The 23386-nt window shown below is 73.7% G+C and carries 16 protein-coding genes, 1 tRNA gene and 1 pseudogene; 6 read left to right on the forward strand and 12 right to left on the reverse strand.

The genetic code is table 11. The features are described from left to right. Window positions 1-100: 100 nt before the first annotated feature. The 7 genes from sbnA to ACIQUT_RS02625 all read right to left on the reverse strand — a co-directional run bounded on the left by sbnA (window position 101) and on the right by ACIQUT_RS02625 (window position 10784). Window positions 101-1114, reverse strand: a complete 1014-nt coding sequence (gene sbnA / locus ACIQUT_RS02595) for a 2,3-diaminopropionate biosynthesis protein SbnA (RefSeq protein ID WP_403558404.1) — start codon at window positions 1112-1114, stop codon at window positions 101-103. A gap of 104 nt (window positions 1115-1218) precedes the next feature. Next, the gene (sbnB, locus tag ACIQUT_RS02600) at window positions 1219-2292 is read right to left on the reverse strand and encodes a 2,3-diaminopropionate biosynthesis protein SbnB (RefSeq protein ID WP_403558406.1); all 1074 of its coding nucleotides are present in this window, start codon (window positions 2290-2292) and stop codon (window positions 1219-1221) included. Then, window positions 2289-3293, reverse strand: coding sequence for a TauD/TfdA family dioxygenase (locus ACIQUT_RS02605; RefSeq protein WP_403558408.1), 1005 nt, complete (start codon window positions 3291-3293; stop codon window positions 2289-2291). Before ACIQUT_RS02605 ends, sbnB begins: the two co-directional genes overlap by 4 nt. 35 nt (window positions 3294-3328) lie before the next feature. Then, window positions 3329-6697, reverse strand: coding sequence for an amino acid adenylation domain-containing protein (locus tag ACIQUT_RS02610; RefSeq protein ID WP_403558410.1), 3369 nt, complete (start codon window positions 6695-6697; stop codon window positions 3329-3331). Between the two features lie 11 nt (window positions 6698-6708). Further along, window positions 6709-9252, reverse strand: a complete 2544-nt coding sequence (locus tag ACIQUT_RS02615) for a Pls/PosA family non-ribosomal peptide synthetase (RefSeq protein ID WP_403558412.1) — start codon at window positions 9250-9252, stop codon at window positions 6709-6711. Between the two features lie 332 nt (window positions 9253-9584). Continuing rightward, window positions 9585-9672 (reverse strand) — tRNA-Leu (locus ACIQUT_RS02620). Between the two features lie 170 nt (window positions 9673-9842). Continuing rightward, on the reverse strand, window positions 9843-10784 hold the full coding sequence (locus ACIQUT_RS02625; protein WP_403558414.1) for a beta-ketoacyl-ACP synthase III: 942 nt from the start codon (window positions 10782-10784) through the stop codon (window positions 9843-9845). 193 nt (window positions 10785-10977) lie between these two features. Here ACIQUT_RS02625 and fdhD point away from each other — a divergent pair, with 193 nt between their 5' ends. After that, window positions 10978-11856 carry a formate dehydrogenase accessory sulfurtransferase FdhD gene (gene fdhD, locus ACIQUT_RS02630; protein WP_403558416.1) on the forward strand — a complete coding sequence of 293 codons (879 nt, stop codon included), beginning with the start codon at window positions 10978-10980 and terminating at the stop codon, window positions 11854-11856. Here fdhD and ACIQUT_RS02635 read toward each other — a convergent pair. Next, complete coding sequence (locus ACIQUT_RS02635) at window positions 11853-12323, reverse strand: (2Fe-2S) ferredoxin domain-containing protein (protein WP_403559299.1); 471 nt, start codon at window positions 12321-12323, stop codon at window positions 11853-11855. The two genes, fdhD and ACIQUT_RS02635, sit on opposite strands and share 4 nt — an antisense overlap. Window positions 12324-12341: 18 nt before the next feature. Next, window positions 12342-13439: a bile acid:sodium symporter family protein gene (locus ACIQUT_RS02640; RefSeq protein WP_403558418.1), complete on the reverse strand. Its 1098-nt coding sequence runs from the start codon at window positions 13437-13439 to the stop codon at window positions 12342-12344. 183 nt (window positions 13440-13622) lie between these two features. On the opposite strand from ACIQUT_RS02640, the gene ACIQUT_RS02645 reads away from it, so the two are divergent. Next, the gene (locus ACIQUT_RS02645; protein WP_403558420.1) at window positions 13623-14474 is read left to right on the forward strand and encodes a LysR family transcriptional regulator; all 852 of its coding nucleotides are present in this window, start codon (window positions 13623-13625) and stop codon (window positions 14472-14474) included. Window positions 14475-15105: 631 nt separating this feature from the next. Here ACIQUT_RS02645 and ACIQUT_RS02650 read toward each other — a convergent pair. Together ACIQUT_RS02650 and ACIQUT_RS02655 are read right to left on the reverse strand one after the other, a co-directional pair. Next, window positions 15106-15804: pseudogene (locus ACIQUT_RS02650) on the reverse strand (IclR family transcriptional regulator C-terminal domain-containing protein); the annotation flags it as partial. Between the two features lie 965 nt (window positions 15805-16769). After that, a complete protein-coding gene (locus ACIQUT_RS02655) occupies window positions 16770-17291 on the reverse strand; it encodes an RNA polymerase sigma factor (RefSeq protein WP_403558422.1) in 522 nt (173 codons plus the stop codon). Window positions 17292-17923: 632 nt separating this feature from the next. Between ACIQUT_RS02655 and metG the strand changes: the two genes are divergently transcribed. Next, window positions 17924-19639: a methionine--tRNA ligase gene (metG, locus tag ACIQUT_RS02660; RefSeq protein WP_403558424.1), complete on the forward strand. Its 1716-nt coding sequence runs from the start codon at window positions 17924-17926 to the stop codon at window positions 19637-19639. Window positions 19640-19783: 144 nt separating this feature from the next. On the opposite strand, the gene ACIQUT_RS02665 is transcribed toward metG, so the two are convergent. After that, window positions 19784-21136 (reverse strand): M20/M25/M40 family metallo-hydrolase, encoded by a 1353-nt coding sequence (locus ACIQUT_RS02665; RefSeq protein ID WP_403558425.1) that lies wholly within the window; start codon window positions 21134-21136, stop codon window positions 19784-19786. A 176-nt stretch (window positions 21137-21312) separates the two neighbouring features. Here ACIQUT_RS02665 and ACIQUT_RS02670 point away from each other — a divergent pair, with 176 nt between their 5' ends. The 3 genes from ACIQUT_RS02670 to ACIQUT_RS02680 all read left to right on the forward strand — a co-directional run bounded on the left by ACIQUT_RS02670 (window position 21313) and on the right by ACIQUT_RS02680 (window position 23354). Continuing rightward, window positions 21313-21732, forward strand: a complete 420-nt coding sequence (locus ACIQUT_RS02670; RefSeq protein WP_403558427.1) for a DoxX family protein — start codon at window positions 21313-21315, stop codon at window positions 21730-21732. A gap of 110 nt (window positions 21733-21842) precedes the next feature. Further along, on the forward strand, window positions 21843-22541 hold the full coding sequence (locus ACIQUT_RS02675) for a hypothetical protein (protein WP_403558429.1): 699 nt from the start codon (window positions 21843-21845) through the stop codon (window positions 22539-22541). 33 nt (window positions 22542-22574) lie between these two features. Next, window positions 22575-23354, forward strand: coding sequence for a hypothetical protein (locus ACIQUT_RS02680; RefSeq protein ID WP_403558431.1), 780 nt, complete (start codon window positions 22575-22577; stop codon window positions 23352-23354). Window positions 23355-23386 lie beyond the last annotated feature (32 nt).

Raw genomic sequence — 23386 nt, forward strand, 5'->3', positions numbered from 1 at the left:
ACCTCCACAAGACCTCCCCACCTGCCCGCGTCCCGAACCGGGAAGACCCCCGCGAACGCGGGGGTCTTCCCGGATTCCGTGCCGTCCGGCCGCGGGCTCCTCAGGAGCCCGCGGCCAGCCCTTGCGGGAGCTCGCCGGCGGGCCTCTCTGCCTCCTGCTCCTCCTCCAGCACGTTCTCGCCGTACAGGGCGTGCAGCCAGTTGCGCTGGTAGACGGTGTCCAGGTAGCGCTCGCCCAGGTCGGGGGCGAGCGCCACCGCGGTGAGGTCGCGCGTGTCGTGAGCGGCGAGCCACCTCGTGGCGCCGCTGACCACCGTGCCGGTGGAACCGCCGAAGAGGAAGCCCTTGCGGGCCATGCGGTGACAGGCCCGGATGGTGTCCGCCTCCTCGACCCGGATCACCTCGTCCACGAAGGACTCGTCCAGCAGCGGAGGGCGGATGCTCATGCCCAGCCCCGGGATCATCCGCCGGCCCGGCTCGCCGCCGAAGGACACCGACCCCACGGCGTCCAGGGCGACGATCCGCACCGGCCGGTGCCACTCCCGGAAGAACCGGGCGCAGCCCATGAGTGTGCCGGTGGTGCCGGCCCCGATGAACAGAACGTCCAGGGCCGGGAACCGGCGCGCTATCGCCGGCGCGGTGCGCCGGTAGTGGGCCCGCCAGTTGCCCGGGTTGGTGTACTGGCTCAGCCACACGTACCGGTCGTCGGAGGCGCACAGTGCCCGGACGTAGTCCAGCCGGGCGCCGAGGAAGCCACTGGAGTGGCCCTCCTGGGAGATGACGCGGACCTCGCTGCCCAGGGCCTCCATCATCAGCCGGGTGGGCAGGTTGCAGCGTGAGTCGGTGATGCAGAGGAACTGGTAGCCCTTGCTCGCCGCGATCATGCTGAGGGCGACGCCGAGGTTTCCCGACGAGGACTCGACGATGATCGAGTCCTCGTGCAGGAGGCCCTCCTGCTCGGCGGATTCCACCATCTCGATGGCGGCCTTCAGTTTGATCGATCCGGCGAAGTTGAATCCCTCGCACTTCAGGAAGAGCGGCTGCCCGAACATCGGCCGGAGGTCGACGTAGAGCTGCTCCTCGTTGAAGTCGTAGGGACGGGATATGACGGGCACGGTTGCCCTCCTCATCCTCGGCAGGGTTCTTCATCTCCTGAGCGGGGGACCCTGTGTCAGCGGACGTGCTGTCCTGTGCGTGGCGCCTGCGTCCTGTTGCGGGTTCATCCGTAACGGCGCAGGCCGTGGAAGAAGTCCTCGATGAAGTGCAGTTCTCCTGACCGTTCCAGTTCGTCGTAGACGAACTTGCCGACTGCGAGGTCGAGCACCCCGAGACCGAAGGGGGAGAAGATGACCGGCCGGTCGGCGGGTACCGCGACCTGCCCGGTCATCACGTCGGTCAGCGTGCCGTGCAGGAACTCGCGGTTTCCGGTGAGCTGCTCGGCCAGATGGGGCGAGGTGTCCGCCTTCAGGCAGTGCTCGACGTCGTCGACGATGTTGGTCGAGCCGAGCAGGATCTGCGGTGCGAGGTCGCGCAGCGACACGTGGAGCACCAGGGGGTTGTGCGAGAACCACGACGGGTCGTGGACGTGCGGGGTGCCGGCGACGGTGGCGAAGACCACCACGTCGCTGTAGCGGACGAGCCCCTCGGCGGTGTCGTGCACCGTGATCTGCCCGGGCGTGTCCGACTGCTCCAGGTAGCAGCGGAACCCGGCGGAGCTCTCCGGCGACAGGTCGTGGATCCCGATCTCGTCGAAGGACCAGCCGGTGGCCGCCAGGAAGGTGTGGATGTAGCGGGCGATCAGTCCGGCGCCGAAGAAGCCGACCCGGGTGGGGCGGGGCCGGCCCCGGCACAGCCTGTCCGCGGCCAGCGCCGCCGAGGCGGCGGTCCGGGTGGCGCTGATGACGGAGCTCTCCAGGCAGGCGAACGGGTAGCCGGTGGCGTGGTCGTTGAGGATCAGCACGGCCGAGGCACGGGGAATCCCGGCCGTCACGTTCTCCGGGAAACTGGAGATCCACTTCAGCCCGTCCACCGGTGCCGGCCCCCCCAGGGAGGCGGGCAGGGCGATGATGCGGGAGGAAGGCCGGTCGGGGAAGCGCAGGAACTGCGACGGAGGGTTCACCGAGTCGCCGGCGCTGTGCAGCCGGTAGGTGGCCTCGACGAGCTCCACGAGGCTCTTCTCGCGACCCCGGAGCACCTGCTCCACCTGGATGCCGGGGACCACGGCGAAGGGCGGCACGGTCAGCGCGGCCTTTGCCGGTGTCTCCGGAGCGGAGGGGGACGACGTACCGGTCATCGTGCGGTTACCTCCACGGTGGGGGAGCAGTCGGCGAGCTGGACAGGGTCGGCCAGTCCGACGAGCACCTCGCGCGGACCGTCGTAGGGCTCCCTGCTGTGCGCCGTGCGGATGTTGTCCACCAGCAGCAGGTCACCGGATTGCCACGGCTCGCGCACCGTCTCCTGCTCGTAGATCTTGTTCAGGAGCTGCACCACGTCATCGCCGATCGGGTCGCCGTTCCCGTAGCACGTGTTGAACGGCAGGCCCTCGGGGCCGTAGACGTCCACCAGGTACTCGCGCACCTCCGGGGCGAGCGTCCACTCGTTGAGGAAGGCGATCTGGTTGAACCAGCAGCGCCGGCCGCTGACGGGGTGGCGCACCACGGCGCTGCGCCGCTGCCGGGTCCGCAGCCCGCCGTCGGGCTGCCAGGCGAACTCGATGGCGTGGGCCCGGCAGTACGCCTCCACGGCGGCCCGGTCCTCGGTGCCGAAGGCCTCGGCCACCGATGCCCCGATCTCGTCGTTGTAGCTGCGGGTGAGCAGCCAGCCCTCCCGCTCGAACCGCTCGGTCAACTCGGCCGGCAGGGCGTCGAGCACGGTCGGCCCGTCGGCCACCGCGGTGGCGCCGCCGGTGGCGGGCGCCGTCGGGCAGGCGAAGAGCATCAGGCCCGGGAACTCCACCCGGTAGCTGAGCTCGTGGTGCATGCACATCGGCTGGTTCGGCGGCCACTGCGTGGCGGAGTACACCCCGCCGCCGTGGTCCTTGCGGGGCGCGAACGCCTCGCGTTCGGCCATCAGCTCCGCGGTCAGACCGCGGAACACCGCGCCGATCACGGCCGGTTCGCGCAGTCCGAGGCCGCGGACCAGCAGTGCGCCGTGCTCGGCGACGGCGGCGCGCAGCGCGTCGCGGTGCCGGGCTGTCCATTGCGGGGCCTCGTCGTCGATCTCGACCTGCAACACCGGTGGTCGGCCGGGTCGCAGCTCCGGATCGGGAAGGGACGCCGGGGACGATGACGCCATCTGACTCTCCTTTCGGTGGCGGCTCGACGAGCCGGTCATTCCGTGGCGTGCAGGACGGCCTTCGCGGTCTCCAAGGGACGTGTCCGCGGGAAGTGGTGGCCGCCGTCGGTGAGTTCGTACAGCTCCACCTGCCGGGCCAGCAGACCCCAGTCGCGGTGCCGCAGCGCGGCCCCGTCCGTGTACGGGTCGTCAGCCGCGACGACGACCGTCACCGGAGTGGCCAGCCGGTCGGCCGGCGGGGACTGGACCAGGTCGGCGAAGTAGTGGTGGGCGCTCACGCAGTCGTGCCGGTAGGCGGCGGCCACGCGTTCGGCCTGCCGGGCGCCCAGCGCGGGCGTGTCGCCGGCGCCGCCCGCGGCGATCCGGGCGGCGAGGACCGCATCACTCTGCCGCTCCAGCTCGGCTGCGGCAGAGCGTCGCTCCGTCGCGCTCCCGAGCAGCTGGGCGCCGATGAAAAGGCGCCGGGCGGGCGTGTCGGCCTCCTCCAGGAGCCGGGCCACCGCCATGGCCAGGGCCGCGCCGGACGAGTGGCCCCACAGCAGCACGCCCGACAGCCCGAGCCGGCGGATCTCGCCGGCCAGCTGCCCGGCCACCTCGGAGAGCGGCGCGAAGGGCTCCGCCCCGGCCGCCGCCGGATCGTGCCCCGGCAGCTCCACCGCGTGCACCACCGGCCCGCCACCCGGCAGCGCCTGGGCCAGCGGCAGGAAGTTGACCGCGTTTCCGCCCGCGTGCGGGATGCACACCAGGGCGCCGGTCCGGCTGTCCGCCGGGCGCGACAGCGTCTGGAGCAGCGCGCCCCCCGCGGGGTCGGCGGCCCGTGCCCCGGGCGGCCGGCCTGCGCCGGGCGGGGGGCCGGCCGCGGCCGGCGTCTGCCCGGAGTGCTCGTCCACCAGCGCGGCGAGGTCGGCGAGCACCGGGCAGCGGGTGACGTCCTTCAGGGAGACCGTCCGGTCCAGGGCGATTGCCAGCCGCACCGCGGCCAGGGACGTGCCGCCGCGGTCGAAGAAGTGGTCCAGCCGGCCGACCCGGTCCTGCGGCACGCCCAGTACCTGGGCCCAGGCTCCGGCCAGCCGGTGCTCGGTGGGCGTGGCCGGCGCGGCGTACCCCTCCCCGGCCCCGCCCGCGTCGGCGAGATCGGCGAGCTCCGCGGCCAGTGCCGTCAGCGCCTTCCGGTCGCTCTTGCCGTTGGCCGTCAGCGGCAGGCTTTCGCGCCACTGGAAGGCCGGGGGCACCATGTAGCCGGGAAGCGAGGCCCCCAGCCGCTCCCGCAGCCGCTCCGGGTCGAGCTCCTGCGGCCCGCTGTAGAAGGCCACCAGCTGCTTGCCCCGGTCGCCTCGATCGGTGACCACCACCGCCCCGTCCCGTACGCCGGGCACCCGCAGCAGGGTGTTCTCGATCTCGCCGATCTCGATCCGGAAGCCGCGGATCTTCACCTGGGTGTCCCGGCGGCCGAGGAACTCCAGCTTTCCGTCCGGCAGCCAGCGGCCGTGGTCGCCGCTGCGGTACAGCCGCCGGCCCGGCCGGTGCGGATCGTCGAGGAAGGCCGCCGCGGTCCGCTCGGGATCGTTGACGTAGCCGCGGCCCACGCACACCCCGGAGAACACGATCTCGCCGGGCGCGCCCAGGGGGACGGGGTGCAGGTCTTCGTCCACGACGTACACGTGCACGTTGGCGATCGGCCGGCCGAGCGGCACCCGCTCCTGCCCGGGCACCCCGTGCATCACCTCGTGGTTGGTGTCGTCCGAGGTCTCCGTCAGCCCGTAGGCGTTGACCAGCGGGACGTCCGGCTGGGCGGCGAACCAGCGCTCGGTGAGCTCCTTCTTCAGCGGCTCGCCGGTGACCGACACGCAGCGCAGGTCGGGCAGGGCACGCGGCCGCCGCTCCAGGCACGTCAGCACCACCTCCAGGTACGAGGGCACCACCTGGAGCACCGAGACCCGGCCCTCGACGACCCGGTCGACGAACCGCTCGGCGTCCAGGATGACGTCCTGCTCCACCAGGAGCGTCCGGCCGCCCACCAGCAGCGCCGAGACCAGCTGCCACAAGGAGATGTCGAAGCACTGCGGCGCGATCTGCGCCACCACCGCCGAGTCGGTGACCCCCAGGTCGTCGATCTTCGCCCGCAGGTGGTTGAGCATGCCGGCGTGCTCGCACATCGCGCCCTTCGGCGTGCCCGTGGAACCGGAGGTGAAGTAGATGTAGGCCAGCTGGTCGGCGGCCACCGCCACGCCCAGGTCGCGGCCGTCCGTCTGCTCGGCCAGGGCCGCGTCCAGGTACAGGACGGTGGTCCCGGGCAGCGTGGCCACCGCCGGCTCCAGGGTGGCCGTGCTGTCGGCCGTGGTCAGCACCAGCCCGCACCGTGCGCGCTCCAGCGTGGCCGCGATGCGTCCGGCCGGGAAGTGCGGCTCGATCGGCAGGTACACCCCGCCGGCCTTGAACACGGCCAGTACCGCGGTCAGCCACTCCGGGGTGCGCTCCGTGACGACCGCCACCGGGTCCTCGCTCCGCAGCCCGCGGGCGAGCAGGGCCCGGCCCAGCCGGTTGGCCCGCTCATTGACCTCCCGGTACGTCCAGCTGCGCGCGCCGTGCACCACGGCCACCGCCTGCGGATGCATCCGGACCCGCTCCTCGAACAGCTCGTGCGCCCGGCGGTCCGGCAGGTCACGCCGGGGGCCGGCCAGCTCCTCCAGCTGGAAGCGCTGTTCCTCCGCCGAGAGCAGGCTCTGCGGGTGGTGCGCGGCGTCCGGGTCGGCGGCCAGCAGGGCGAGCGCGGTGCGGTGGTAGCCGGCGATCCGGCGGGCGGATTCGGCGTCCAGCGCCTCGGTGCGGTAGCGCAGCCGCAGGACGAGCCGGTCCGGGGCGTGCGTGGCGCCGACCACCAGCACCGCCTGCTCCGCGGGCTCCGGCCCGGGCGCGGACCGGGTGGCGGCCGGTGCCGTGCCGGTGCCGTCCACACCACTGGGGTCGAACACGGTCTCGTACGACGGTCCGGGCAGGCCGGTCTCGCGGCGCAGCGCCTCCACCGGGTACGCGCGGTGCGCCCGCAGCGCGGACTCGGCCGCGTGGACCTCCGCCACGAGCTCCCGCCACGACTCCGGCGCGGTGTCCAGCCGGCAGGGCAGTACGGGCTCGCCGGGCCCCGCCGGATATCCGGCGGTGACTTCGCGTTCACCCGAGAGCGCGGCCAGTACCCGGGCGTGCGCGGCCAGGAGGAGCGTCGTCAGCGGCACCGCCAGCTCCGACGCCCGGCGGCGCAGACCGGCGGAGACATCCTCGGGGACCGGCTCCTCGTGGGTGGCGGCGCCCGCCGCCGGACCGTGCGTCCACCGCGGCAGCGCGGTGGATCCGCCGGAGAGGAGTACGCGGTGCCAGAAGTCCCGGCCGTCCTCCAGGTGCACTGCCATGATGCCTCCGCTCACCTTTGCCGGGCCGCGGGGCGGCCGGCCTCGGGCCGATGGGGGTTCTCGCGTGTCTCGGTGGCCGGGTTGCCGCCCCACCGGGCGCCCGCCGGGACGTCCTCGCCCTTCATCAGGAAGGAGTCGGCGGCGAGGAAGGACCCCTCGCCCATCGTCACGCCGTAGTGCACGTGGGACTGGACGCCCAGCGTGCAGCCGGGGCCCACGGTGCTGTAGTCGGACTTGAAGGTGCCGTCCTCCTGGGAGTGGCACTGGATCTTGCTCTGCAGGTTGAGGGTGCAGTCGTCGCCGACGGTCGCCAGCGTCCGCTCGGTCACCGTGAACCCGTCGTCGAAGACCCGGCGCCCCATCCGGACCCCGAGCAGCCGCCACACCATCGGCTTGAACGGGGTGCCGTTGAAGACCAGCAGGTGCTGGTCGGGCACCTTCCACAGCCGCTCCTGGCGCCAGAACACGGGGTCGTAGATGGAGCACAGCTGCGGGCGCAGCGGGCGCCAGGCGGTGAAGCAACGCTCCACCGCGATGTAGTAAAGGGTGGTGACGATCAGGCTGATCGGCAGCATGGCGGCGACCGCGACCCCACCGAGCACTTCGTACAGGTCCGCCGTGAGCAGGCTGATGAGGGAGAACAGGAAGACGTGCAGCCAGCGCACGCCCAGGAACAGGGCCATGCTGTGCCGGTTGTAGCGGTTCTTCGCGCGCAGGTTCTGCTCCAGCTCCTGTGCGCTGCGCAGGTGGTCGAAGCGGGTGTCGCGCTCCACCGTGCGCGGGATCTCGAAGCACGGCGAGCCGAGCAGGCCCACGCCCTCGCGGATCTCGCCGTCGAGCGGGATCATCACCTTCGTGGCGAGCAGGCAGTTCTCGCCGGTGCGCCCACCGGCGGGGTAGGCGATGTTGTTGCCGAGGAAGCTGCGCGCGCCGATCTGTACCGGGCTGACCCGGAAGGACGAGCCGGAGAACTCCGCGTTGAGCACCGACAGGCCGTCGGCGACCATCGTGCCCCTGCCCACCTTGATCAGGAACGGGGTCTCGTGCTGCACCTCGGTGCCGAAGTTCGACCCGGTCTGCTCGGCCTTGGACAGGTCGTATCCCAGGCCCTGCAGGTACGGGACGATGTACGAGCTGTCACCGCACAGCCAGCGGAAGAACCTGATGTTGGTCATCCGGGCGATCAGCCGGTGGATCCCGTAGTGGAATCCGTACAGCGGGTACACCCGGTCCGGCCTGATCAGCCGGTTCAGCAGCCGGGGCACCGTGTAGTGCACGCCCAGGCTGAATACCGCACCGCCGAGGAAGAGCACCGTGGCGAGGACGAAGGCGTCCACGTAGAGCGGCGCAGAGGAGATGTCCAGGGTGCCCGGGACCAGCGCCCGGTCCAGTGCGGGCACCTCCCGCAGCACCATGTACAGCCCGCCGACGGTCAGCGGCACGTACAGCAGCAGCAGCTGGAGCAGGGTCGACAGCCCGTAGCAGGCGCGGCGCAGCGAGCTGCACGCGTGCGGCGGCACCCGGATGTAGTCCACGTCCGTGGGCTGGGCGGGGGTGCCGTGCCAGCGGGCCCCGGCCGGGACGGACTGCCCGGGGAACAGCGCGGAGGTGTGGCCGAGCTGGGACCCGTCGCCCATGGCGGTGTCGATGTCGAGGACGGTCTTCTCGCCGACGAACACGTCCCGGCCCAGGGTGACCCGGCCGGTCTGGATCCGGCCCGAGTGCGCCCGGTAGCACAGGAAGGTCGACTCCTTGCGGATCACCGTCCCGGCGCCGATCGTGAGGAGGTCCGTACAGACCGGGATCGTCCGGGTCAGGATCGTCACCCCGGGGCCGATCCGGGCCCCCAGGGCCCGCAGGTACAGCACGTGCAGGGGGTTGCCGACCAGCAGTGCCATCGGCGAGGCCTGGATCAGCACGCGTACGGTCCACAGGCGGAGGTAGGCCGGGCTCCAGACCGGGAACTCCCGGGGTTTCCAGCGGCCGACGAGGATCCACTTCGCCGCGATGGGCAGGACGCACAGCGCGGCGAACAGGGAGCCGCCGAAGAGCAGCGAGCGCAGGTAGACGGACGTCAGGTCCGGCGCCTTGGAGACCCATTCGTAGCCGCGGGTCGCCAGCGTGCCGGCGACCAGGCAGTAGCCCAGGAACACCAGGCACTGCACCACGCCGCACATCGCGTAGCGGGCCGTGGTGGTCCGCGTCGGCGCCTCGTGCGGGAGTGGCGGCGGCTCCGCGGGGGACGCAGCCGTCTCGCGGGCCACCGAGGCGGCCAGGCCGCGGACCGTGGGCTCGCGGTAGATGTCCTTGATGGAGATCGAGGGCAGATCCGGCCGCTTCCTGATCCGGGCGCAGAATTGCGCCATGACCAGGGAATTGGCGCCGAGATCGTCGAAGAAGTGGCTGTCCGCGGGTACCCGGTCGACTCCGATGACGTCGGCCAGCACCTCGGCGAAAATTCGTTCGATGTCCTCCGCCGGTTCGGTGTTACTGCACTCTCTGAGGGCAGATGGCTCCGGTCCGGGCGTCAGGACCTCGACCGATTCTTCTTCCATGCGGGCTCCTTGAGGAAATTCCTCCCTTGAGGAGATGACACCCCCGGCCCCGTACGGCCGCACCCGGTATACGGGCAAAACCCGAGCTCATCGGCTCGGTCCGGCCGTTGTGCCCTTTGAGTCTTACTCCGTCGGCGCCCGATTGCCACCCGGAACGGATCACTCGCCACCGGGGCGACACGCCGACACCGGTGCAAACACTGAGTGATTCCGGGGTTCGTGACCCAGGCCGTTCCGTCAGGTCACTGGTCCGAACGGGTCTCTTGGCCGCACGGCTGGTCACGGCAGTGCCCGGAAACGCGAAAGACCCCTGATGAACAGGGGTCTTTCGTTGGTGTCCGAGGGGGGACTTGAACCCCCACGCCCGATAAAGGGCACTAGCACCTCAAGCTAGCGCGTCTGCCATTCCGCCACCCGGACCAGGTGATCCGCCCCGGTTTCCCGCGGCGACATGGACAACAATAGCAGCAGTTCGGCGTGGCTCCGACCAGGTATTCGCACCGGGGTGCGCGCTGACCTGCGGGCATGCCGCCGGGGGCCTGGCGAGACGACCCGTCTCGCCCCTGTCCGCGCCCCCGGCCCCGCCGCGGCTACGGGCAGTGGATGACCTGGCCGGCGTACGACAGGTTCCCGCCGAAGCCGAACAGGAGCACCGGGGCGCCCGAGGGGATCTCGCCGCGCTCGACGAGCTTCGACAGCGCCATCGGGATGCTCGCCGCCGAGGTGTTGCCGGAGTCGACGACATCGCGGGCGACGACCGCGTTCACGGCACCGAGCCGCTTGGCCAGCGGCTCGATGATCCGCAGGTTCGCCTGGTGCAGGACCACACCGGCCAGGTCCTCCGGCGTGAGCCCCGCCTTCTCGCACACCTGGCGGGCCAGCGCCGGCAGCCGGCTCGTCGTCCAGCGGTACACGGACTGGCCCTCCTGGGCGAAGACCGGCGGCGTGCCCTCGATCCGGACCGCGTTCCCCATCTCCGGGACCGACCCCCACAGCACCGGCCCGATCCCGGGCTCCGCGCAGGCCTCGACGACGGCCGCGCCCGCCCCGTCGCCGGTCAGGACGCAGGTGGTGCGGTCCGTCCAGTCGGTCACCTCGGTCATCTTGTCCGCGCCGATGACCAGCGCGCGCCGCGCGGAGCCGGCCCGGATGGCGTGGTCGGCCGTGGCCAGGGCGTGCGTGAAGCCCGAGCACACCACGTTGAGGTCCATGACCGCCGGACCGGCGCCCATGCCCAGCTTCGCGGCGACCCGCGCGGCCATGTTGGGGGAGCGGTCGATCGCCGTGGACGTGGCCACCAGCACGAGGTCGATGTCGTCCGGGACCAGCCCGGCGCCCGCCAGCGCCTTGCCCGCGGCCTGGTAGGCCAGCTCGTCCACCGGCTCGTCGGGACCGGCTATGTGCCGCGTCCGGATGCCGACGCGCGAGCGGATCCACTCGTCGCTGGTGTCGACCCTGGCGGCGAGGTCCTCGTTGGTGAGGACTCTCGCGGGCTGGTAGTGCCCCAGAGCCACCACGCGCGAACCGGTCATGGGCGGGAACCCCCCTCGTACGACTGCAGGACCATCCAGCCTGACCGGCTACCGGTGGGTACGGGGGCGTGTGACCCGACAGGTTCCGGTTACGGAATTTGGAGATTCCGCAGCATCCTCCTCGTCCGGGACAATGGGCACCTCAGGTGCACGACGACGTGCGCCGCGGGAAAAGAACGGGCGGTCTGATCACATGGGACGGGTCACCGAGCGCCGTCGCGTCATACGGGTGCGGAACGGGACGACCGGGGTCCGCCCGGACACGCTGGTCGCCGAGGAACCGCTGGAAGTGCGGCTGGACGGCAAGCCCCTCGCGATCACCATGCGCACTCCCGGCGACGACTTCGCGCTCGCCGTGGGCTTCCTGGTGAGCGAAGGCGTACTGGCCTCCGCCGCGGACGTCCAGGCCGTGACCTACTGCGAAGGGGCCGCGGAGGACGGCACGAACACGTACAACGTCGTCAACGTCCGACTCGCCCCCGGGGTTCCGCTTCCCGACGTCACCCTGGAGCGGAACGTCTACACCACCTCCTCCTGCGGCCTGTGCGGCAAGGCCAGCCTCGACGCCGTCCGCACGGCCACCCGGTTCCCCCTCCCGCCGGCCGCAGGCGACGGCGCACGGATCCCCGTGGAGCTCCTGGGCCGGCTGCCGGACCGGCTGCGGGAAGCGCAGAAGGTCTTCGACCGCACCGGCGGCCTGCACGCGGCCGGCCTGTTCACCCGCGACGGCGAGCTCCTCGACATCCGCGAGGACGTCGGCCGGCACAACGCCGTCGACAAGATCGTCGGACGGGCCCTCCGGGCCGGGCGGCTGCCCCTCTCGGACACCGTGCTGCTGGTGTCCGGCCGGGCGTCCTTCGAGCTCGTCCAGAAGGCCGCCATGGCGGGCATCCCCGTCCTGGCCGCCGTCTCGGCCCCGTCCTCGCTGGCCGTCGACCTGGCCCTGGAATCGGGGATGACCCTGGTCGGCTTCCTGCGCGGCGGCAACATGAACATCTACGCCGGCGAGGACCGCCTCGACCTCGGCGCCGAGGAAGACCCCGCCGCCGCAGAGCCCGCCCGCGCGGGCTAGCGGCCCCGGCGGCCTCCGCCCCGGCGGCCCGTCCGGCCCTTCGCCTTCCCGCCCCCGCCTCCGTCCCCGCCGGCACCGGCGGAACCCGCCGGTGCCGGCGGGTCGATGCGGTGCAGGTCCAGCGTCGCCGGGAGCGGGGCGATGCCCGGCCCGCCCGCCTCGGCCCAGGCGATGACCTCGTCCGTCGCGGTGTCGTCCAGCGCCCAGCCGAACCAGGCCGCGCGGGCGCCCCGCCGACGCGCCTCGGTCGTCGGCTGCACCACGATCACATTGGCCTGCGCGCACGGGCCGAGGCAGTCGCTCGTACGCACCGCCAGACGGCCCCCGGAAGCGGCGGCGGCCTCGCGCAGCCGGGCCAGCTGGCCGGCGTGGTCGGTGCCGGGGTTCTTGCGGGGGTCGCCGCAGCAGCAGCCGCGGCAGACCACGAGGGTGCAGGGGCGTTCGGCGCGGGCGTCGAGCGGGCGTATCCAGGTCACCGCCGCACGTTACCGGGCGTGCGGCGCGGGGTGTTGGGGCCCGGGCGAGACCTCCGCCACACGCCCGGCGGGGAGTTCGGCCCCGGCGTCCGCCGCCGCCCCTGTGTCCGCGTCCGCCGCCCCTGTGTCCGCGTCCGCCCCCGCGTCCCCGGCGTGCCGCCGCGCCAGCACCGCACACACCATCAGCTGCATCTGGTGAAAGAGCATCAGCGGCAGCACCGCCAGGCTCGCCTGGGCCCCGAACAGCACACTGGCCATGGGGAGTCCGGCCGCGAGGCTCTTCTTCGCCCCGGCGAACTGGATCGCGATCCGGTCCTCCCGGCCGAACCCGAGCCGCTGCGCCCCGTACCAGGTCACCAGCAGCATGACGGCCAGCAGCACGGCCTCCACCGCCAGCAGCGCGCCCAGCCGCACGGCGCTGACCCGGTGCCAGATGCCCGCGGCCATGCCCGCGCTGAACGCGGTGTACACGACGAGCAGGATCGAGCCGCGGTCCACGTACCCCAGGACCGCCTTGCGCCGGACCAGGAAGCCGCCGATGCGCGGCCGCAGCGCCTGCCCGAGGAGGAACGGCAGCAGGAGCTGAAGGGCGATCTTCAGCACGGAGCCGGAGGAGAACCCGCCGATGCCGCCGCCGAGCAGCCCGGCCGCGAGCAGCGGCGTGAGGAGGATCCCGGCGAGGCTGGAGAAGGAGCCGGCGCAGATGGCGGCGGGCACGTTGCCGCGGGCGATCGAGGTGAAGGCGATGGAGGACTGGACGGTGGACGGGACCAGGCAGAGGAAGAGCAGCCCGCTGTGGAGCGGAGGCGTCAGCACGGTCGGGACCAGGGCGCGGGCGGCGAGGCCGAGGACCGGGAAGAGGACGAAGGTGCAGATCAGCACGGTGACGTGGAGCCGCCAGTGGCGCAGCCCGTCCAGCGCCTCGCGGGTGGAGAGGCGGGCCCCGTAGAGGAAGAACAGCAGCGCCACGGCCGCGGTGGCGGCGCCCCCGGCGGCGGTGGCGCCCGCGCCGCGGGCCGGGAACAGGGCGGCGAGGCCGACGGTGCCGAGGAGGGCCGGTACGTACGGGTCCAGGGGCAGCCGGGAGGGCAGGTGCGGGCGGCGCATGTACGGGCTCACTTGCTGTCGGCGGCGGAACGGGTGCGGGGGAGCGGGGTGCGGGGATCCGCCGGGAGTCGTGTGGCGTGCGGTGCTTCGTCCCTCATGGTCGGGCGAGGTCCGGTCATCGGGAAACCCGTACACCGCTCTGACTGCCATCGTGTCCCGTGATGACCGTGGGACGATGGGGCCATGTACGACCCGGTCCAGCTGCGTACGTTCCTCACGGTCGCCCAGACGCTCAGCTTCACCCAGGCCGCCGGGCGGCTCGGCGTACGCCAGTCCACGGTCAGCCAGCACGTCCGCCGGCTGGAGGAGGCGACGGGCCGACCGCTCTTCCTGCGGGACACCCACAGCGTGGACCTGACGGAGGACGGCGAGGCGCTCCTCGGCTTCGCCCGGACCATCCTGGAGGCCCACGAACGGGCGGCGGCCTACTTCACCGGCACCCGGCTGCGGGGCCGGCTGCGGTTCGGGGCGTCGGAGGACTTCGTGCTGACCCGGCTGCCGGAGATCCTGGAGGGCTTCCGCCACGAGCACCCGGAGGTCGACCTGGAGCTGTCGGTCGAGCTCTCCGGGACCCTGCACGAGCGGCTCGACGCGGGCCGGCTGGACCTCGTCCTCGCGAAGCGGCGCGGGCAGGGGGACGAGCGGGGCCGGCTGGTGTGGCGGGACCGGATGGTGTGGATCGGGGCGGAGGGCCTGCGCGTGGACCCGGACCGGCCGGTTCCGCTGATTGTCTTCCCGCCGCCGGGGATCACCCGGGCCCGCGCGCTGGAGGTCCTGGAACGGGACGGGCGGGAGTGGCGGATCGCCTGTACGAGCGGCAGCCTGAACGGCCTGATCGCCGCGGCCCGGGCGGGACTGGGCGTGATGGCGCACACCCGGGGGCTGATCCCGCCGGGGCTGGCCCGCGTGCCGGGGCTGCCGGACCTGGGCTCGGTGGACTTCGCCCTGCTCCGCGGGGAGCGGGTGTCGGCGCCCGCGGAGGCGCTGGCGGCGGCGATCCTCTCGGGCGCGGACCGCCTCAGCCGCGCCGGCTGACCCGGCAGCGCCCCGAAGGGGCGCGGGGAACTGCGCGATCGGCCACAAGCGGGCCGCAGGCGATCGCCGGACCAAGCCGGACCAAGCCGGACCAAGCCGGACCGTCGCGGCACGCCCCGCGGAGCGCTCAGGTGCCGAGGACCACCAGGCCGTCGTGGGCCCGGAGGCTGCCCGGGGTGAGGGGGGCGAGGGTCTGGGGCAGGGCGAGGCGGGGCGGGCCCGGGGCGTCGGGGGCGGCGTCGAAGAGGTACGCCGCCTCCGACGCGCTGTCGCTGACCAGGTGCGGGCCCGCCGCGGAGGCCGTGGACCGGGACAGCGGGGTCCGGAACAGGCTGCGCAGGTGGCGCAGGGTCTCCGTGGTGACGGCGGTGACCGCCGTGATCGCGGCGACCCCGGCGGGCCCGCAGCCCCCGGAGGCGGCCGGGACGGCGGCCGCCCCGGCCCCGGGGGCCGCGGGCGGCAAGCCGCCGGGCCCGGTCCCCGCGGACCGCCCGGAGGCCCCTGTCCCCGAGGGGGCCCCGGGCGCCGCCGCGGCACGGGCCGCGGCACCGGCCCCGGCGGACACGTCGGCCGGAACCGCCGGGTCCGCCGGAGCCGGGGCTTCGGGCGCGTCCGGCGGGATGGCGCCCGCCAGGAGCAGGGCGAGCAGCACCGGAACGGCCTTGCGGCGCAGGGTCTCGGTCGCTCCCCGCAGCCGGTGGGCGTGGGCCGCGGGCAGGGACAGCGCGAGGCTGCCGACGGCGCCGCCCGTGGCGATGGGGACGGCGGAGCACACCACGCCGGGGGAGTACTCGCGCAGGTCGAACACCGGCCCGCCCGGAGCCACCGCGTCCAGGGCGGAGAACAGCACCCGGCTGTCGGTGATCGTCCGGGCCGTGAACCGCGCGGGCCGGTGCCGGGCGACGTGGTCGCGCCGCACGTCGGGGGCGAGCTGGGTCAGCAGGCACTTGCCGACCGCGCTGGCGTGCGCGGCGTCCCGGAAGTCCACCCACTCCCGCACGGGCGGGGTCCCGGGCCCGTCGGCCATCTGCGTGATCCGGACCTCGCCGTCGGCGTACCGGCTCAGGTAGACGGCGGCCCCGGCACTGTCCCGCGCCAGCGCCAGCGTCCGCTGGAGCTGCCCGGCCAGCCCCCGGCCGCCGGGGGCGGCGAGCCGGTCGAGGGCGGGCCCCCGCGCGTACACGCCCGCGCCGGGCCGGTAGGCGTACTCCTCCTCGCACAGCATGGCCAGCAGCGGCCGCAGCTCCTCCTCGGCGAGCGCGGACTCCCGGGCCAGCTGGCCGGCCCGCACGCCCAGCGGGTGCTTCTCCAGGACCCGTACGACGGCCAGCGCGCGGCGGGCCTCCGCGAGGGCCCCGCCGGAGCCGCCCGCCGGGGCCCGGGCGGTGCGGCCGCCGAGGCTGCCGGGGCTGCCGGGGCTGCCGTTCGTGCTCCCGAGGTCCGGCCGCCGCTGATCGGGAACCCGGGCCGGCTGCCCGGCGTCCGGCGCCTCCGGGCCGTCGGGTCCCGCCTCCGGCTCCGCCGGCCGCCCCGGCTCCGGGGCGCTCACCGGGCCGGGGCCGGCACCGCCCGCTCCCGCGGGCTGCGGGGCCCGGAACCCGGCCAGCACCGCCGGCAGCCCCGGCTTCGGCAGCGGCACCGCGCCCAGGTCGGGGTCGTCGCGCTGGTCGACGTACCGCAGGACGGCGGCCTGCACGCACAGCCGCACCTCGCGCAGGTCGCGGCGCCCGCCCGGGCGGTAGCCGCGCGCGCCGAGCTCCCGCGCCCAGAGCCGGGCGTCGTGGTGTTCGCCGCGCCGGGAGTGGTCGAGGAAGAGGCAGTAGGCGGCGGGCGCGGTCCGGGCGCGCCCGGAGCCGGCGGCGAACTGCCACCAGAACCGGGCCCCCTCGCGCAGCCCCGCCAGGTGCAGCAGGCAGCCGAAGACGAAGGCCCCGGCCAGGTCGGTGTGCGCGCTGGCCAGGAACGCGGCGAGCTGCGCCTCGGCCCCGGGCGCGCAGACCGCGGCCAGGCAGACGGCCTTCAGGTCCCGCCGGGCCCGTTCGGAGTCGAGGGGGCTGTCCCGGGCGGGGTCGCTCCACAGGTAGGCCCGCCGCCGGGCCGTGGCCGTGGCCGTTCCCGGGGCCGGTGCGCCGCTGCGGCGGGCGGTGCGCAGCAGCCGCGCCTCGGCCGCGCCGAGGTCGTAGTGCGGGTACCGGTCGCGGACGCCCGCCCGGGCCAGGAACTCGGCCAGGGTGCGGGGGGCGGCGGCCTCGCGGCCGGGTTCCTCGCTGCCCTCGCGGCTGTCCTCGCGCCACCTCATGATTCGGCGGAGGTGTCGAGCAGGCGGGCGAGCCGCCGGTGCGCCTGGCCGAGCTGGGAGCGGACGGTGGCCTCGTCGACGCCCATCACGGAGGCGGCCTCCCCGGGGGTGCACTGGAGTCCGTAGCGCAGCAGCACGGCGTCGCGCTGCCGCTCGGCGAGCCGGGACACGGCGGAGTAGAAGCGGATGGTGTCCGTGAGGACCTCGTACCGGTCGGCGGCGGCCTCTTTGAGGGCGGCCTCGAAGGCGCTGATGTCCATGGGGTCGGGCCAGGTGCCGCGCTGCCCCTGCCGGTCGACCAGCCGCTGCTTGAGGATGGTCCAGGCGTAGGCGTCGAGCCGGTCCATGTGGAGCATGCGCAGCCACTCGTTCATGATCGAGTCGAAGGCTGCGTCCACCGCGTCCTCGGCCGCCGAGTCGGAGCCCAGCTGCAGATACGCGAAGCGCATGTACGAGGGCCTCCGGTTGGCGTGGAAGGCCCAGTAGGACAGGCGTGCCGTCGGGTTCCACTGGCTCATGGGCGTCGGCCGTCGCCGTCGGCTGGGCAGCCCCACCGCCCCACCGGACTCCTCAGGTCCGCCATCGCTCACCGCTCCACCTCACCTCATCCCCTGTGCGCGGCAAGACTGACAGCGCGGGCGCGTACGCGGGGCGCAGAAGGAGGAAGGTGGAGGATTACGTTCGGTGATGATCAGTCGCTGACAGACTTCGACCACGCGCCGCCGCAGCCGGTACGTACGCATATGCCCCGGCCATAGGCTCCACCAGGGCCGGGGCAGAAGTACGCCAGGCCGCGCCAGGGTCACGCCACACCCGCGCCAGGCCCGCGCCGACACCGCGGCCCGGCGGCGGGAAGGCCGGGCCGGAACCGCGGGAGCGCCGCGCCCGGACCGGGGCGAGAGCCGGGCCGGAGGCGGCGGCGGGCCGGGTCGGAGCAGGTGGCGGGCCTGGTCCGAGCCGATCGCGTCCCGGCTGTAGCATGACCCCATGGCGAGGGCCGTGACGCAGAGGTCACAACCCTCGCTTTTGCGTTACGTCCACCCAGCGAAATGCGGGCGCGTGGCCTGACGACGGTTCGATACGATGACCTCATCACAATCCGTCACGGCCCGAACGCTGCAACCGCATACACGAAATGGAGCATCCGAGGATGGCTCGTCACCTGATCACCAGCGCGCTTCCGTACATCAACGGGATCAAGCACCTGGGCAACATGGTCGGGTCGATGCTTCCGGCGGATGTGTACTCCCGGTACCTCCGCCAGCGCGGCCACGACGTCCTCTACATCTGCGCCACCGACGAGCACGGCACCCCCGCCGAGCTCGCCGCCAAGGAAGCCGGCCTGTCCGTCGCCGACTTCTGCGCGCAGGCCCACGACGCCCAGAAGGCGGTCTACGACGGCTTCGAGCTGTCCTTCGACTACTTCGGCCGCAGCTCCTCGGAGCAGAACCGCGAGATCACCCAGCACTTCGCGCGCCGGCTGCAGGAGAACGGCTTCATCGAGGAGCGCGCGATCCGGCAGGTCTACTCGCCGGTCGACGGCCGCTTCCTGCCGGACCGCTACGTCGAGGGCACCTGCCCGCACTGCGGCTACGACAAGGCCCGCGGCGACCAGTGCGAGAACTGCACCCGCGTCCTCGACCCGACCGACCTGATCGACCCGCGCTCGGCGATCTCCGGCTCCACCGAGCTGGAGGTCCGCGAGACCAAGCACCTCTTCCTCCTGCAGTCCAAGCTGCAGCACGAGGTGGAGGCCTGGGTCGCGCAGCACGAGGCGGAGTGGCCGCAGCTGGCGTCCTCCATCGCCCGCAAGTGGCTGACCGAGGGCCTGCACGACCGCGCGATCACCCGCGACCTCGACTGGGGCGTCCCGGTCCCGGCCGACACCTGGCCCGACCTGGCCGCCGAGGGCAAGGTCTTCTACGTCTGGTTCGACGCGCCCGTGGAGTACATCGGCGCGACGAAGGAGTGGTCGGACCTCGACCCGGCCGCCCGCGACTGGAAGTCCTGGTGGTTCGAGGCCGAGGACGTCCGGTACACGCAGTTCATGGCCAAGGACAACGTCCCGTTCCACACGGTGATGTTCCCCGCCACCGAGCTCGGCGTGCGCGAGCCCTGGAAGATGGTCGACTACGTCAAGGCCTTCAACTGGCTGACGTACTACGGCGGCAAGTTCTCCACCTCGCAGAAGCGCGGCGTCTTCACCGACCAGGCGCTGGAGATCCTCCCGGCCGACTACTGGCGCTACTTCCTCATCGCCAACGCGCCCGAGTCCGACGACTCGTCCTTCACGTGGGAGCACTTCACCGCCACGGTCAACAAGGACCTCGCCGACACCCTCGGCAACTTCGTCAACCGCGTGCTCTCCTTCTCCCGCAAGCGCTTCGGCGACGACGTTCCGGCGGGCAAGGCGGCCGGCGAGGCCGAGGCCCGGCTCGGCGAGCAGATCGCGGAGCTCCTCGCGGAGTACGAGGGCCACATGGACACCCTCCAGTTCCGCAAGGCCGCGGCCGCGCTGCGCGCCCTGTGGTCGGCCGGCAACTCCTACCTGGAGGAGAAGGCCCCCTGGCTGGAGATCAAGACCGACCCGGAGGGCGCGGCGCTCACCCTGCGCACCGCGATGAACCTCATCCACCTCTACTCGGTGGTCTCCGAGCCGTTCATCCCGGCCTCGGCGCGCGCCATGCGCTCGGCGTTCCAGCTGGCCGACGACACGGCCGCCTGGGTCTCCCCGGAGCAGGCCAAGGCCCTGGACGCGGTCCCGGCGGGCACGCCGTTCACCGTGCCGCCGGTGCTCTTCGCGAAGATCAGCGAGGAGGACCTGGAGTCCTACCGCGAGCGCTTCGGCGGCTCCGAAGCGGGCTGACGGCCGACTGCTGCCGGCCGACGGCTGAAGGCCCGGCTGCTGCGGCCGGCAGGAACAGGAGCAGGACAAGGCGAGGGGCGCGATCCGCGAACGGGTCGCGCCCCTCGCGCATGCCGGGACCGCGAGGCCCTCACCGGGGCGCCGTCACCGGGGCGCCGCCGCGCGGTAGTCCGCCGCGTACTCCCGGACGAAGGCGGCCATCGCCACCACCGTGTTGCGCAGCTCCGACAGCAGCACCCGCTCGTTGGGGGCGTGCAGGTTGCACATGCTGTCCATTGCCCCGAACAGCAGCACCTCCGCCCGCGGCGCGGCCCGGGCGAGGCCGTTCACCAGCGGGATCGAGGCGCCCGAGGCCACGAACGAGACCGGCATGCCCCAGGCCTCCTTGAGCGCGGTCATCGCCGCCCGGTACGCGGGCCCGCCCGTCCGCGCCTCGAAGCCGGGGCCGGTGTCGCCGGGGGTGACCGTGAGCGGCACGCCGAACGGCCGCTGCGCGAGCAGGTGCCGGGTGACGGCGTCCAGGGCGCCGTGCGGGTCCTGGAGCGGGTGGAAGCGCAGGTTCAGCCTGGCCCTGGCGTACGGGACCACGGCCGACGCGGCGTGGTCCACGGAGGGCGCGTCCAGCCCGATGACGGTGATCGCGGGGCCGCTCCACAGCCGCTCGCCGAGCGGGCCGCTGCCGAGCAGCGGCACGTCGTCGTGGACCGCGGCCAGATCACGGAACTCCCCCTCGGTGAACCCGGTCCCCTCCCACGGATCGCGGCGCAGGCCGGGCACGGCCACATCGCCGGCGGCGTCGTGCAGGGTCGCGAGCGCGTGCAGCAGCACCAGCAGGGCGTCGGGGGCCGCACCGCCGAACTCCCCGCTGTGCCGCGGCTCGGCGAGGGTGCGCACCTCCACCGTGACCTCGGCGGTCCCGCGCAGGCCCGTGGTCAGGGTCGGGGTGCCGGGCCGCAGGTTGCCGAGGTCGGCGATGACCATCGCGTCGCAGGCGAACCGCTCCGGGTCGGCCGGCGGGTACGCGTCGAACGCGCTGCCGTACTCCTCCTGCCCCTCGATCACCACCTTGAGGCCGACCGGGGGCCGGCCCCCGTACAGGCGGATCATGCCCAGCTGGGCGATCACGTTCGACTTGTCGTCGGCGATGCCCCGCGCCCGCAGGCCGCCGGGGACGGGGGTGGGTTCGAACGGCGGCGAGAGCCACAGGGCGGGGTCCCCGGCGGGCTGCACGTCGTAGTGGCCGTACAGCAGCACGGTCGGGGCGTCGGGCTCCGGCGGCGGAATCTCGCCCCGGACGGCGGGCGCGGTGTCCGGGAGGTCGATGCGCTCCACCACGGGGACGCCCGCGTCGCGCAGGAGCGAGGCGACGAGGTCGTGCGCTTCGAGCACGGGCTCCTGCGGATGGCCGGGGAAGGCGACGGACGGGATCGCCGCGAGCCGTTCCAGATCGGCCCGCAGACCGTCCATCAGGGCGTCGGCCTTCGCTTCGAGGTCCACCCGCGACCGTCCCTTCCCGCCGGATCCCCCGCGTCGGCCGCGGGCGCGCTCCTCCCGAGCATGGGGCGCGGCGGCGGAGGGCGGCGGCCGGTGCTGCGCCGGACGGGTGAACCGGGCCGGAAGGGGCAGGCGCCGGGGGTGACAGGGGGTTGCTCGTGTGCTTTCGGGAGGTCGCCATGGACGCCCTCGTCCTGATCGGACGCATTCTGTTCGTCCTGCTCTTCGCCGTCTCCGGCGTCGGCCATCTGACCCAGACCAAGGCGATGGCCGGGTATGCCGCCTCGCGCGGGGTGCCGCAGCCGGTGGCCGCGGTGGCCGGGAGCGGCGTGGTCCTGCTGGTCGGTGCCGTGAGCGTGGCCGTCGGCCTGTGGGCGGACCTCGGGGCGCTGCTCCTCGCCGCGTTCTGCTTCGTCACGGCCCTGCTGATGCACGGGTTCTGGCGGGAGCGGGAGCCGCAGGCCCGGCAGATGGAGCAGGTGCAGTTCCTGAAGGACCTCGCGCTGGGCGGCGCGGCCCTGGTGATGTGCGCCTTCTTCGCCTACGCGGGCGGTGATCTCGGGCTCGTGGTCACCGGCCCGGCGCTCTCGATGGGCTGAATCCGGTCCCCCGCAAAGGACCGTGTCGGGGCTGCGGCGTGTCGTAGCGGTGCCGTGATCGTTTCTTCAGCCGGAACCCTCACTTCTGCTGCGGAACGAGAGGACGCGCGGTGGCCGCTTGGCAGTACTTCGCGGGTGCGGGCCTGGTGGCGGTGTGCTGCCCGCTGCACGGCCAGGCGGCGGTCGCCGCCGCCGGCGTCGGCGACCTCCGCGTCGGCGACCGCCATGCGGCCCGGGCGGAGGCCCGGGCCGCGGCCCGGGGCGACGTGTGTGTGCCCGAGGGGCCGCCGCGGGGCCCCGCCGTCCGGCCGCCTGTCGTGCGGCCGTCGGAGGGCCGGGCCCCGGCGGTCCGGCCGCCTGCCGTCCGGCCGCCTGCGGTACGGCCTTCGGGGGTGGTGCCGGGGCTGCCCGGCCTGCCCGGCCTGGGCCGGCCGACCGTGCACCACCCCGGGGTGGGCCCGGTGCAGGCCGTCGCGGCTCCTGAGCCGCCGGTGGTCGTGGCGCCGGCCGGAGCCGTGGCCGGACCGCCGGCGGCGAAGGCCCCGGCCGCGGCTGCGGAGCCCCCGGCAGCCGCGCCGGAGCCCGCGGCGGCTGCCGGGCCGCCGGCTGCCGCAGCCGGGGCTCCGCCCGCGCGCGGAGCCGGGGTCGCGCGCGTCACCGCCTTCCACGTCCGTCCGTACCGCTCCCGGGCCCTGGACCGGCGGGAGCCGGGCGGCCTGTCCACCGTGATGATCATGGCCGTGGTCACCACCCCGGCCGTGCTCGCCGCGGCGGCACTGCGCCCGCGGTCGAAGAGCCGCAGCAGCTGACCCCCTGACCGATCCACCCTTGGGAGATCCCTCGTGTCCGAATGGCTGATCCTGGCCATTGCCATGGTGCTCGTCTGCGCCTTCGTCTTCGCCTGCACGGTCATCCGGCACCGCCGGGTCGCCCCCGACGAGGACACCAGCGAGACCCCCGACGTCATCGAGTACATGACGATGATGGTGGGGGTGGTCTACGCGATCGTGCTGGGCCTCGCGATCGCCGGCGTCTGGGAGGCCCGCGGCTCCGCCGAGGACAGCGTGCGGCGCGAGGCGCAGGCGCTGTACGAGGTCGGCCAGCGCGCCGACGTCTACCCGGCCGCTGTCCGCGACCGGATCCGCGGCGAGGTGGACGCGTACGTCACCCACACCGTCGCCGTGGACTGGCCGCGGCTGACGTCGGGCGAGCCGGCCAGCCCGGAGGGCGCCGTGCTGCTCGCGAAGCTGCGCAGCGACGTCACCCACCAGAGCCCGGCCACCGAGCTCCAGGCGCAGGCCTACCAGCCGCTGCTGGACCACGTCGCGGCCGCGGACGACGCCCGCCACTCGCGCGTCCAGAGCGACGAGTCGACCCTGCCGAGCGTGGTCTGGTTCGGGCTGCTGACCGGCGGTGTGGTGACGGTCGGCCTCATCTTCACGCTCCAGATCCGCCGCTCCGGCCGCGAGCTGCTGTTGGCGGGCCTGTTCAGCGCGCTGATCGTGTTCCTGCTGTTCATGGTCTGGAGCTTCGACGCGCCCTTCGGCCGCGACGGGATCGATTCCGCGGGCCCGTTCCAGGACCTGTTCCCGAAGGCGGCCCTGGCGGCGGCCGCCCGCTGACGCGGCCCGCCGCCCCCGGCTGACGCGGCCCC

Origin of the sequence: Streptomyces sp. NPDC090445 (genome assembly GCF_044769385.1) — a bacterium.
Classification (GTDB): Bacteria; Actinomycetota; Actinomycetes; order Streptomycetales; family Streptomycetaceae; genus Streptomyces.

Bases quoted from the DNA above. Each gene is read 5' to 3' on its own strand.
- ACIQUT_RS02610 (WP_403558410.1), bottom strand. From the start codon at position 6,697: ATGGCAGTGCACCTGGAGGACGGCCGGGACTTCTGGCACCGCGTACTC.
- ACIQUT_RS02615 (WP_403558412.1), bottom strand. From the start codon at position 9,252: ATGGAAGAAGAATCGGTCGAGGTCCTGACGCCCGGACCGGAGCCATCT.
- fdhD (WP_403558416.1), top strand. From the start codon at position 10,978: ATGGGACGGGTCACCGAGCGCCGTCGCGTCATACGGGTGCGGAACGGG.
- ACIQUT_RS02655 (WP_403558422.1), bottom strand. From the start codon at position 17,291: ATGAGCCAGTGGAACCCGACGGCACGCCTGTCCTACTGGGCCTTCCAC.
- ACIQUT_RS02625 (WP_403558414.1), bottom strand. From the start codon at position 10,784: ATGACCGGTTCGCGCGTGGTGGCTCTGGGGCACTACCAGCCCGCGAGA.
- ACIQUT_RS02670 (WP_403558427.1), top strand. From the start codon at position 21,313: ATGGACGCCCTCGTCCTGATCGGACGCATTCTGTTCGTCCTGCTCTTC.
- sbnB (WP_403558406.1), bottom strand. From the start codon at position 2,292: ATGACCGGTACGTCGTCCCCCTCCGCTCCGGAGACACCGGCAAAGGCC.
- metG (WP_403558424.1), top strand. From the start codon at position 17,924: ATGGCTCGTCACCTGATCACCAGCGCGCTTCCGTACATCAACGGGATC.
- ACIQUT_RS02645 (WP_403558420.1), top strand. From the start codon at position 13,623: ATGTACGACCCGGTCCAGCTGCGTACGTTCCTCACGGTCGCCCAGACG.
- ACIQUT_RS02640 (WP_403558418.1), bottom strand. From the start codon at position 13,439: ATGCGCCGCCCGCACCTGCCCTCCCGGCTGCCCCTGGACCCGTACGTA.
- ACIQUT_RS02605 (WP_403558408.1), bottom strand. From the start codon at position 3,293: ATGGCGTCATCGTCCCCGGCGTCCCTTCCCGATCCGGAGCTGCGACCC.